Source organism: Sphingobacterium sp. UBA3549 (genome assembly GCF_002376635.1).
Classification (GTDB): Bacteria; Bacteroidota; Bacteroidia; order Sphingobacteriales; family Sphingobacteriaceae; genus Sphingobacterium.
The window spans coordinates 13854-25853 of the sequence record NZ_DFOE01000020.1; the positions used below are offsets into that span (position 1 = coordinate 13854).

Annotated in this window: 9 protein-coding genes and 1 pseudogene; 3 read left to right on the top strand and 7 right to left on the bottom strand. The window is 39.0% G+C overall.

Annotation, left to right across the window (positions count from 1 at the left end):
• Positions 1-15: 15 nt before the first annotated feature.
• The 3 genes and pseudogenes from B2W36_RS11050 to B2W36_RS22585 all read right to left on the bottom strand — a co-directional run bounded on the left by B2W36_RS11050 (position 16) and on the right by B2W36_RS22585 (position 974).
• A complete protein-coding gene (locus B2W36_RS11050) occupies positions 16-663 on the bottom strand; it encodes an NAD(P)-dependent oxidoreductase (RefSeq protein WP_293887773.1) in 648 nt (215 codons plus the stop codon).
• 32 nt (positions 664-695) lie between these two features.
• Positions 696-800, bottom strand: a pseudogene (locus B2W36_RS22660) (hypothetical protein); the annotation flags it as partial.
• A gap of 15 nt (positions 801-815) precedes the next feature.
• Positions 816-974 (bottom strand): hypothetical protein, encoded by a 159-nt coding sequence (locus tag B2W36_RS22585; protein ID WP_313448143.1) that lies wholly within the window; start codon positions 972-974, stop codon positions 816-818.
• A gap of 85 nt (positions 975-1059) precedes the next feature.
• On the opposite strand from B2W36_RS22585, the gene B2W36_RS11060 reads away from it, so the two are divergent.
• Positions 1060-1434 (top strand): winged helix-turn-helix transcriptional regulator, encoded by a 375-nt coding sequence (locus tag B2W36_RS11060; RefSeq protein ID WP_293887774.1) that lies wholly within the window; start codon positions 1060-1062, stop codon positions 1432-1434.
• A 26-nt stretch (positions 1435-1460) separates the two neighbouring features.
• On the opposite strand, the gene B2W36_RS11065 is transcribed toward B2W36_RS11060, so the two are convergent.
• Both B2W36_RS11065 and B2W36_RS11070 read right to left on the bottom strand, forming a co-directional pair.
• On the bottom strand, positions 1461-1829 hold the full coding sequence (locus tag B2W36_RS11065; protein WP_293887775.1) for a hypothetical protein: 369 nt from the start codon (positions 1827-1829) through the stop codon (positions 1461-1463).
• 703 nt (positions 1830-2532) lie between these two features.
• Positions 2533-2820, bottom strand: coding sequence for an aldo/keto reductase (locus tag B2W36_RS11070; protein ID WP_293887776.1), 288 nt, complete (start codon positions 2818-2820; stop codon positions 2533-2535).
• Between the two features lie 28 nt (positions 2821-2848).
• Between B2W36_RS11070 and B2W36_RS11075 the strand changes: the two genes are divergently transcribed.
• Positions 2849-3103, top strand: coding sequence for a GH39 family glycosyl hydrolase (locus B2W36_RS11075; RefSeq protein WP_293887777.1), 255 nt, complete (start codon positions 2849-2851; stop codon positions 3101-3103).
• A gap of 22 nt (positions 3104-3125) precedes the next feature.
• Here B2W36_RS11075 and B2W36_RS11080 read toward each other — a convergent pair whose 3' ends face one another.
• Together B2W36_RS11080 and B2W36_RS11085 are read right to left on the bottom strand one after the other, a co-directional pair.
• The gene (locus B2W36_RS11080; protein WP_293887778.1) at positions 3126-5153 is read right to left on the bottom strand and encodes an NPCBM/NEW2 domain-containing protein; all 2028 of its coding nucleotides are present in this window, start codon (positions 5151-5153) and stop codon (positions 3126-3128) included.
• Positions 5154-5195: 42 nt separating this feature from the next.
• Positions 5196-7571 carry a glycoside hydrolase family 127 protein gene (locus B2W36_RS11085; protein WP_293887779.1) on the bottom strand — a complete coding sequence of 792 codons (2376 nt, stop codon included), beginning with the start codon at positions 7569-7571 and terminating at the stop codon, positions 5196-5198.
• Positions 7572-8820: 1249 nt separating this feature from the next.
• On the opposite strand from B2W36_RS11085, the gene B2W36_RS11090 reads away from it, so the two are divergent.
• Positions 8821-12000, top strand: coding sequence for a SusC/RagA family TonB-linked outer membrane protein (locus tag B2W36_RS11090; protein ID WP_293887780.1), 3180 nt, complete (start codon positions 8821-8823; stop codon positions 11998-12000).

Below are 12000 nucleotides of genomic sequence, written 5' to 3' on the forward strand. Positions count from 1 at the left end.
TTTTAAAAATTGTCATTAATAGGCAGCAGTAAATCTTGTTTGATGATGCTTAGGATGTTCAACTTCATCGGCAATAACAACCGCTAGATCTTCTACAGAAAGAATGTTTTTACCTTCTTCATCCAGCACGGGATAATCTGTTCCCAATCTGTATTTTCCTGTTCTGCCTGTGGTTATGCCCTGGTGCATATCTGCTGCCGGACTAAAGAAAACCCAATCCAGATCTTTTTCTTCTTTCAGGAGATGGTAATAATCTCTTGCCGCTTTCGCTCCCGGAACAAAAGGATTGTCTGCCGGAAAAGAATCCAACATCTGCGTACCATCCGGCAAATAAAGACTGCCCGCTCCGCCAATAGTAATGAAACGTTTTACACCAGACTGTTTAACACCTTCCTGAATGGCTTTTGATCCGGCGATAAATTCTTCATAAATATTCGGATTGGTCCATCCTGAACCATAAGCACTGACCACAACATCCACATCTTTGATCACTGTGCTCAATGCATTGGCATCAGTAGCATCAACCGCCACGTATGTAAGGTTATCTTTATCCGTTTGTTTTTGGGAACGTGAAATTCCTATTACTTCAATTCCCCTGTTTACCAATTCGTTAGTAATACTTTTACCTACAAATCCCGTAGTTCCAATTACTGCTACTTTCATTTTTTTTTATTTATTAGTATGTTATTGCCTATTTATCTTCTTATTCCGCTCGTCTTTGCTAGATCTCCAAATTTACCCTGCTGAAAATCGATGTACGCCTGATCAAGTTCTTGCTCATTATTTAAAACAAAAGGTCCTCTTGCAGCATACGGCTAATAATATACCTCGCCTCCCAAAACAAGGAAATCTGATGCCTGGGTAGCTTTAATTTTAATCGCGCTGCCATCTCTTTCAAAAAGCACAGCCTGGCTTGGCTTGATTATTTGATGTCCAACTTCCACCTGTCCGTTTATTGCTTTTTGTCTTTTCATTTTGATTATTTTAATAAAACAAATTTATAGTACATTTGCTATATAAAATATAGTACTATACTTATGTATAGTAAGAAAGTAATTAATGATGGAAGTAAAATTGGATTTGGAAGCAATTAGAGATTGTCCAAAATCACTCGTAATGGCAATCAATGACACCATGAATGTTCTTAGCGGTAAATGGAAATTTCCGATTATGGCATCATTGATATTTGGCAAAAAACGTTTTAAGGATCTAGCAGGGGAAATCCCGAAAATTACGCCAAGGATGCTCTCAAAAGAACTTAGAGATCTGGAAATGAACGGTATTGTAAAAAGAACTGTTCACGATAGCATTCCTGTCATCGTAGAGTACGAATTTACGGAATCAGGGAAAAATTTTAAAAAAGTTATGGATGCTATGGCGGAATGGGGCTTGGAACATAGGCAACAACAAATGGTTAACTACAAACAACAGTAGTTTAAAAATTGGTTCCTCGAAAGTACTTACTTTGGTTCGACCATCTCATCGCAGAACGCAACATTAAAATCTTTCCTATTTCTAATTTTTAATAATTTATAAGCTTTATTATAAACATCTGTAAATTTGCTATCCGCCTCCACAACCTTTCTATCCTGCATCTGACATATGACTTGATCGTCTTTTACATAGTATCTGTATTCCGTCTTAGTATCCGGACCGATCGCTGGGCCGGACGTTAAAATTTCCAATGCAAAGATGAGCTTACCCTCCTTAAAATAGAATTCCGTCAGCGTATAAGCATCATCCTTTATAAATTTCTCCACGATCTTGCGCACACTTCCTTTTTCTAGATAATACGTCGTCTGTCCCTCATCCACACAGTCAAGATCCATATATTTGAACTCCTTAATTTTAAAACGTAGCTTATTAATCCGATTATATTCTGCTCGAATCGAATCGATTTCAGTGCCCACAGAATAATTATGCCCAGCAGGGTCAAGTGATGTTTTAAGATGCCTTAAAGTGTTTCCCGACAAAGAGTTGACTGGTAAAAAAGACACAAATGACTAAATGAAAATATAAACGCTATACATTGTAAAATTTTTTGTACTAAAAAGTTTTATTTTATAAAGAACAGATACTAATAGTGATAGTCTGAAACTGCAGTGTCAGCAATTACAAATTTGATCTATTAAAAAACTAAATGCTACTCACTCTTTATTTGAGCTAAAGGCATACAATTACTGAAGCAGTTTTAATGCCATTAATACTTGTTTTAAAATTTATATGTACCTTTTTTATTCATGATATTTAGAATAAAGCTGAACGCGAATCTATCAACGCTGTCCTCAAAATCAATAAAACAAGAAGAGGAAATTTTTAATTAAAGGCTTGGGATTAAAAAAAAATTTAGATCGGTGTGATTTTTCAGACCATGATGCGAATAATTAAGAAAAAGAATAGTCTTGAATAAATTAAACTTAAATGGAAAATATAACAGAATTCACTTTACACAGCGGAAAGATAGGTACTCATCTACACAAACCTGATTATACAAGGGCTTCCGTATTTTTTGCTCAATAATTTCCGTCAGTACTAAATAATTGATATCCCCATAACTAAATTTCTGTCCTGCTGGATTTCGGAGTCTGCTATTCCTTTCGCATAGCTCCAGGAAATGTGCTTCTCGCCCCGACGGAGCACTTCGGTTGGAATACAATGAAGTTGTTCGAGAAACAGTTGATCCAGTCCAAGATTTTTCAAAGAATCTTCAACATGCTTTCTAATAGAATCATAGCTGAAATTTTGAGGCCAACCATTCTCATTATCCTGTCTTCTGCCATGTTTCGTTGCGACATATAGTTCTTTCTTATTTTGCTTCAAAAATACTTAAAAAGCAAATTTAAGATTCGTGGGCAGTATTTTCAATACGTACGTGGGTCGGAGCATGAAATCTTTGCCGCAGATTGGTTTTATGCCGGAGGTGTTATCAACGCATCCTAAACCCTATAGGCATTTCTGGAAACCCGGGGACAAATACAGCGATATAATTACAGGCTGGGCATACCCTCGGAAAGATTATAATAAGTGGGGCGAGCTGGTTTACCAATGGGTAAAACACTGTTTGGCCAGATATGGAAAAAAAGAGGTTGAGACCAGGTACTAGAAGGTCTGGAACGAACCGAAAACTATTGTGTACCGCTTAGTTTATAAAATAGTACACCGTGAGCTGGAATTTCAAGCTGCAATGCATCCGCATTTGTCTGTATTTGAGCTATGTCTTTTTGGCGCCATAAATCCCGAATTATCTGCTTGCCATAGATCCCTAATTTACTAAAATCGCTATAAGAAAGATTGAGCTTTTCGAGTCCAAAATTAGCAAAGGCTACGGCTTTGCTACCATCTTCGAGATCCTTGGTATAAATCCGAAGATCATCTATCGTTTGCTGACATGTACCCTGCCGACCAAGTGCATCCTGATTTATAGCTATAACTTCGTCATTAGTCAACAGGTTCAAAGTAAAACTGTCTAACTTTTCAAGATCACATCCGATAAGCATTGGAGCAGAAAAGATACTCCATAGACTGATATGTAAATACTGCTCATCAGGTTTAAGTCTGGTTGGATGAGAGTTTCCCCATCCCACAATTCCTACAACTAGCATATCGGGATCATTCCAATTACCCGGTTTTGCATAACTAGCAGCTTTATCGTGCGCCAATGCAATATCTCGCACACTGGCCCAGCTGTCAGTTATATCGTTTGTGGTACGCCAAGATTGCGCATGAACTTGATTTCCCCACTTCCATACATCTCCCATACCGTATTGACAGAGATTGTAAACTATGTCCCGAGATTGCTTTTTCAAATAGTCTCCCATAAGCTGAAATGGATAAACCCCTTTCTGAAGGTCTCCACCTCCTTGGAAAGATAAAGAAGGAACAGTTTGTGGATCGCTCGTGATCGGCCGATTGATAACCCCTCCGTAACTGCACCAGTCATACTTCAAATAGTCAATCCCCCATTCTGCATACTTTTCTGCATCTTGCCGTTCATAACCGTAACTTCCAGCACATCCACCACAGGTCCAGGGACCCGGAGATGAATAAATGCCAATCTTGAATCCCGAATCATGTATATATTCTGCCAGCCCCTTCATATCTGGAAACTTAGAGTTTGTGATAATATAGCCGTCTTTATCGCGCATATTTCCTGCAAAAGCTGAATCTTTCTGATCCCTATTAAACTGCCAAGAGTCATCAATATTGATATAGCTCCAACCATGATCAACGAGACCGCTTTTGACTAAGGCATCAGCAGCACGCTTAACTTTTTCAGCAGATACTTCATGCCCAAAACAGTTCCAGCTGTTCCAGCCCATGGTTGGAGTAAGTGCTATTTCATCTCCACATACAATACGTAACTGCTTTAAAGCCGCCCCTTTTCCATTTCTTGCTGCTAATTTCACCTCATAAGTACCTTTTTTCGCTATATTTCCCGTGATGATTCCGGTATTTGAATCTAAATTCAGGCCTTTTGGTAAATTTTCAACCGAAAAACGCATTGGCCTTAATCCAGTAGCAGCTATTCTAAACAAAAATGGTGACCCCGGTCTGACACCATACACCGAAGCGTTATTGATACGTGGTGTCTCTTTTGCTTTTGGGGTAAGAATATAGGGAACTGATGCTATTGGATCAAAAGTTTTGAAAATAGCCTTTTCATCTGCAATAAATTTTGCATCTACCCAATTGGCATGATCATAATATGGACCATTACCCCCGTCTGTTACAACTAAGGCCAACTTTTTAACACCCTTCAGCTCGACATCAATTTTTTTTGCAGCATCTTTTGATCGCATAATACCACTTGACCATAATTTTTTCTTATCTCCATAAACAATAAATTCAACAGCGGCATCGTGATCCCGGACAGCATCGTCTAATCCAACGAATGCTGCGAATTTTTTCGCTTTTCCATCTACCTGAATAAAAAGTGAACTTTCAGCATGTGTACCAAAGCCTCGTTTATAGACTTGACCAGCGATCGTTAGTGGCTTTCCACTAACAGACTTATTTGCTTCGGGATTTCCGTGCCCCACTGTCGCAACTTTCAGGTCCAAGTCGTCTAACCACACAGTTCGCTGAGCGTAGACAATGCGCGTCATTGACAACAATAATAAGATCAGTATTCCTTTTTTTATGCTGTATATCATATTTTGTATTTAATTTGTTTACGGTTAAAAATATTATATGTCTTATCGATGTCTTTCAACTAGGCGAACTTGAAATATTCGACCTGTACTATTGTTTTCCCGCGCCTTAAATTCAACGCGAATCTTTGTTTTGTTTTTCGTCCACTCTTGGGGAATGGAATAAGTGATATCGAAAAACCTACTCTGTTCCCATTTTTTACCGACATCTTCTGTAACCAATATCTTGTCATCAACCAGAATATCAAATTTCTTATTCCCAAGCTCATATCCCCAATAGCGAACTAAAAGATCTAATGGTTGTTTCTTATTGGTTTGGAGTTCAAAAGAAAAGCTGCCTCCTCTATTAGTTTGACGCCATGACTCACCTTGATGTACACCTTTGGCTATGTTTTCGCCTTTCAAGACGTGGTCTACTTCGGGTTGCTGCTCTCCTAGCTTGATCATATCTGCAGTACGCTGATCTAACCCAACTTTTTCCTGTTCTTTATGCTGCATTTCCTTTTTGAGATAATCAAATCTATTTTTTGTTACAGACAACCAATACATCATATAACGGCTATCATGAATTTGATAAAATGGCTGAAGTGTCAAATTCTTTTCATTTCCCCTGGTAACCACTGCATTCATCCTGTAATGGAGTGAATCGCTATCTAACGGCGCGCTTTCATTCAGCAATTTTAACAGATCCTTTCGTTCTCCCAATAGGATCGGACTGTCGAACAGCGAAACCAACGGGCCATGTGCTATATGCCCCCAACGATGGTCATCGGCAACCAAGCCATCCAAATTTTCAGTTCCCACTTTTGCTCCCATTAAGATTGGGCCACGAAATAGCGCTACATAATCCGGGTTAAATGGAAGTTCTTCGACGTGAAATTTTAATTTTGTATCTAATGTAACTATGTCTCCTTTATTCCATATGCGATCAATAATAATGTACTCCCCTGGTTTGGTATTATCCGCATAATTAAACCCGTCCACCTGTACTTTAAGTTCGCCTTTCTGAGCCCAAAGCGGATAACGCACAAACATTTTCATTCGAGTGGGCGTATCAAGATCAATAGTTAGGGAACCTTGGCCGGTTACGGGTAAATTGCCTTGCTGGGTCAACGTAATTTTCTTCTCTTTCCACTGAACTTCCGAAGGCACAAAAAGATTTACATAAAGGCTATCACGCTGATGACTATAAATCATTTCGCCATACTTACCATGATTTTCCATTCCGGTCCCCACACAACACCACATTGCACTATTAATACTAGAGTACACTCTATAATGTGCAGGTCTAGCAGACGTAAAATAAACATAACCACCATGCTCAGGATGCTGGGTTGAAAGAATGTGATTGTAAATTGCTCGTTCATAAAAATCCATTAACCTAGCATCGTGTCTCATTCTAAAAAGCCCTTCGGTCAACTTCAACATATTATTTGTATTACAAGACTCAGGGCCTTCACGCTCTTCTATGTAACTTAAAAAATCCTTCTGGGAGGGAAAATGTTCGCGCCGACTATTTCCACCCAATGCAAGCGAACGATAGCCCACTACAGTCTCCCAAAAAAATCGCGCCGCAGTAGCATAATCCATATCATCTGACACTTCGGCAACACGTTGATATCCCACAGCTTTGGGAACTTGTGTATTTGCATGCTTATTATCGAGATTATCCACTTTTATACGCATACTGTCAAATATTTCCCGATGTGAGAATCTCTTTGCTGTCTTTAAATAACGATCGTCTTTCGTCATTTGGTAGGCGTCTGCATAAACTTCGTTCATTCCACCAAATTCATTAGCTAACATTGTCTCCATCTGACTATCATCTAGCTTACTGATCAGTTGCGCACCCCAATCACATAGCTTTAAAAACATCTCTTTAGCTTGCTCATTACCCCCGTACAACCACGCATCCCGCAGACCGGCATAGGTCTTATGCAAATTATACCACGGCACCCAATAACGCCCTACAATATTCACATTTCCTTTCCCAACTTCATTCCAGATATATTTACCCTCAGGAACACCCCCTAAGTAACCATTGCCCTGCTTGTCCTGACATTTTTTCAATTCAGAAAGCATATATTCCATACGTATTTTTAATTGTATATTATCTGTGGCAGCATAATGAATGGCCAATGCTGAAAGGTAATGTCCACCAATGTGACCATCGAGATCAATCCAATTGCCAAAACTCGGAGCTTTTGGCGGCAGACCAGCCTCTTTTAGAAAAGGGGCCAATAGCCTATCGACATCATAATGGAGCAGTGTTGTCACATTTAGGTCCTGCGCATGTTTAAAAGGGCTTTCTAAGAGCTTAACATCCGCTAAAGCGAAGTTAGTTTTGTAAAGACGATCTTGCGCTGACGCTGTACCGCTAAAGAATAATAAATAAATCAAAAATTTAAAGTAAGCTCTCATAGCTAATAAGGTTTAATAATTTTGTTGAAATAATCTGCTTTGGCCTGCGATTTTTGAAAAAATAGTCCTATTCAACAGATACTTTTTCGATCTGTCAACCAGTGTCTGTCTTTTTCTCCTATTCAAATGTATGTACGTATCTAAGCCTGAGGCGAGCGATCCCTTACTTACAATTGGTTATTGATGACGCTATTTTTATACTCAACCACCGGATCATTAAAAGCGGTTAATAAAGGCAGGTGCATGTTGAGATTCTTAGATCACTCTTCAAAATTATCATACTTGGCCAAAAATAACGTCGTAAAATGTTACTTTTATTTTAATATTTGTTTCAATTAATAGTATTTTCAGATCCTAACACCAAAATACCGCACTGCTAAAGATATACAAGCCGACAATCCGCACTAATCACAAGATTATCAAAGTAAACAACTATCCTCAATGTGCACTCTTTCTCGCCTAATTTTTATTTATTACTTAACCTGTTGTGGCGAGTTTGGATTGTATGGGCTCAATCCACAGTTAAGCTTTAGGTAATACACTATCCGCACTGAAAGAATCTCTTTCCGTAAGACCTGCTACAAATTTATTGCAGTTAAAATAAAATTGCTGCAGCATCTATATGATAGGTGCTTGAAGTCCACTTTGGCAATCCACGTATATCTATGAATCAGAAATATAAGATAAGTAAATATCAATCTTACTTATATAATATCATCGTTTAAAAATGCATAATTCAGCGCTATTATATACGAAGCAGAGTATTAAACAAGTGATTTGAACTCACATCTACATACAGTAGTCTGCCTCTGACATACGCGAGATCATAGCTCCCAAAGCGATAAAGTAGAATTTAAAACTAAATTTTACACCTGAAAAACAATAAGTTAAAAAGGATGTAACAAAAAACAATGTTTATGAAACACGATGATATTTCAGTTTTGAAATGTTATTTCGACATTTATAATCTTAAACGGGCTACAGCATTCGACAGAAGTCAAAGTAAAAGTCCTAAAACCAATTATAAATTCTATTAAAGTTATGAAAAATCCAATTGCAGGAATAAAAATTCCTATGCTCCTACCCACTCGTCCATTCCGATCTTTGGCAGCTGTTAATAATCCACAGCTAGATGGTGTACCGCAAATCTACTACGTTTCATCTATCAGTAAAAATTGATTTAGAAGCTCGATCGAAGACAACACTCTTTCTAGAAAGAAAAATCTGAACTAGCTAAACTGTTTAAATTATGAGAATTCAACTATTAATCATTCTCTTTCTATCTACTTGTGTTTATGCATTTGGGCAAAATACACAGATAGAGGGCTCCGTTAAAAACATACTAGGCGACCCGTTAATCGGCGTCACTGTGGGGATAGAAAATTCCAGTATCGTGACCAAGACAAACAAAGACGGGTTTTATACCATAAAAGCACCAAAAAATGCCACACTGAGCTTTTCGAGTGTAGGTTATAAGACTGTCACTGTTGCGACTTCAAATCGTAAAACAATCGACATTATTCTACAAGATGACACGAGAAAAATTGACGAAGTCGTTGTTAACGTGGGTTATGGCACCATGAAAAAAAGTGACCTTACAGGGGCTGTTTCGTCAATTACAGCGGAGAGTATACAGCAATCTGTACCCACTACGATAGATCAGGTCTTTCAGGGACGAATAGCAGGCCTACAAATGTCATCCAACTCAGGTCTTCCCGGAGGGGGAAGCTCTATTCAGATTCGCGGCATAAACTCTATCAATAGTACAAATGAACCTATTTACGTTGTAGATGGAGTCATTATGAGTGGGCAGACTGGTAATAATGACGTGAATGCACTGGCAGGAATCAATCCGAATGATATCGAAAGTATCGAGGTACTTAAAGATGCATCTGCTTCCGCAATTTATGGCGCCCAGGGCGCAAATGGTGTAATTATTATCACCATGAAAAAGGGGAAAAATGCTCGTCCAATTATCAATTTCAATCTAAAATATGGTTTAGAAGAACTCCCAAAAAAGATAAAAATGATGAACCTCAGGGAGTATGCCGTACACCACAATGCTTTCTCCGATGTGCTCGGCTATGGCCATCGAACAGACTTTGCACATCCTGAGTACCTAGGAGAGGGAACAAATTGGCAAGACGAACTTTATAGAGTGGGCAATCTACAAACATATGATATCGCCGTACGAGGCGGAAACCAGATTTCCAATTATGCCGTCTCCGCGGGTTATCTCAATCAAGATGGTATGATTTACGGATCGGGCTTCAAGCGATTCACTTTTCGGTTAAATCAGGAAACGGAGTTGCGTCCATGGTTAAAAATGGGTGCTGTACTTAATGGTAATTATACGAAGCAAGCTACAGCAGTTTCGTCATGGGGTGTTGTTGGTAGTTCTCTATTGCAAACGCCATCTATCCCTGTCCGAAACGCCGATGGCACATTTGGTGGACCTTCATCTGAATACGATGCCAATAATCTTGGATTTTCAAACCCTTTGGCCATCGCACAGCTCAATCAACGTAACCGAGCTCAATTTGGAGGAAGAGGTAATTTTTATCTGGAGGTTAAACCGACGACATGGATGAATTTTAGATCCGAGCTTACTGGCGAAGGCAATACCAATAACTATCAGCAGTTTTTACCCGCCTATACTTTTGGTGCTTCCATCAAATCTAATTCCGAAACTAGACATGAAAAATCCTTTAATACATTCTGGTCACTGAAAAACCTATTCAATTTTAATAAGGATTTCGGTAAAAAGCACAAAACAACATTAATGCTAGGACATGAAGTCATTGCCACTCGATATGAGTTTTTAATGGGTGAACGTCAATATGGCTCAAGCGAGTTGCCAGGTCTTGACGCTGGAGATGCAGAGTATGATTCGAATGCAGGCAACTCCAATGAAACCAAAAGAATTTCCTTTCTGGCGCGAGGCACCTATAATTATGATAACCGTTATCTCTTTACAGCGACATTTCGCCGTGATGGATCGCATAACTTTGCAAGAGGCCGTAGATGGGGTAATTTTCCCTCGGCAGCGCTTGCATGGCGCGTGTCTCAAGAACGATTTTTCGCTCCTTTAAAAAATAGCATTGATGATCTCAAATTTAGGGTGAGTTATGGCGCAGTTGGCAATGCCAATGTAGACGCATTTGCCTATCAGGCCATTTTAGCTAATGTCCTCACCAACAATTGGGGAGTAGCTTATTCGACTTCAAATATTCCGAACGAAAATATTACGTGGGAGACAACAAAATCTTGGAATATAGGCTTTGATCTCAGTTTTTTAAAGCGGCGTGTTGAATTGGTTTTCGATGCTTACAATAAAGTCACAGATGATCTTCTCCTTCGTTTGTCTTTGCCCTCATTCACGGGTACACGCGGCAATACCCCAGGTTCAGCTGCTCCTCCTTATTATAATATTGGTGCTATAGAAAATAAAGGAATTGAATTTTCCCTCAATACACATAACATCAAAAAGACCGATTTCAACTGGAGAAGTGGGCTTGTGTTTACCCTTAATCGAAATGAGGTGACCCGCATGAATACCAAAACAGCAACAATCCAACAGATTGATTACTCCAATGGCACCAACATCATCACCCAAACCATGCAGGGCAAGCCTATTTCTCAATTTTATGGATACAAACAGATTGGCCGAATTAATACTGCATCTGACTATCTACAGGATAATGGTAATGGAACGAGTACCGTGATTACTGCGACATTTAAAAATCGAATTGGTGACATTGTCAATAATGACGGCTTAGCAACTTCCACCTATGTCGGTGACATCCTTTATGCAGATCTGAATCAGGACGGAATCATCAACGATGCCGATATGACATTGATCGGAAGTCCGCTGCCGAAATTTACTTTTGGTTTCAATAACACGTTCAATTATAAAAACTTTGATTTCACGCTGTTCTTAAACGGTTCTTTTGGTCATAAAATCTTTAATATTTTTAGAGCAGCGCTGGATAATCCCAGAACGTATAGCAATGTCCGAAAAGATGTTGCCAACTATCCAAAAATCGGTTATTATGACGGTGATGCACAAAATACAAATGTGTGGAATGCATTTGTGCTACCAGGTTCAGATCCTGAATTAGGACGCATGTCTGTCAGAGATGCACAAAACAGCATCTTTAGTGATCGTTTTGTGGAAGATGGAACTTTCGTGAGGGTACAAAATATCGCTCTAGGTTATCGGTTTCCAACAAAATTTCTGTCTAGATATAATATCAACAATATTCGGGTGTATTCCAATTTACAAAATGTGTTCATCTTCACCAAGTATAAAGGCTATACACCTGAAGTAGGTTCCAGTTCAGGGCAAAGTATGCTTCGCTATGGCGTTGACGGTGGTTTTGTTCCTTCGCCTCGCACATATACATTAGGTTTAGATATCACTTTTTAA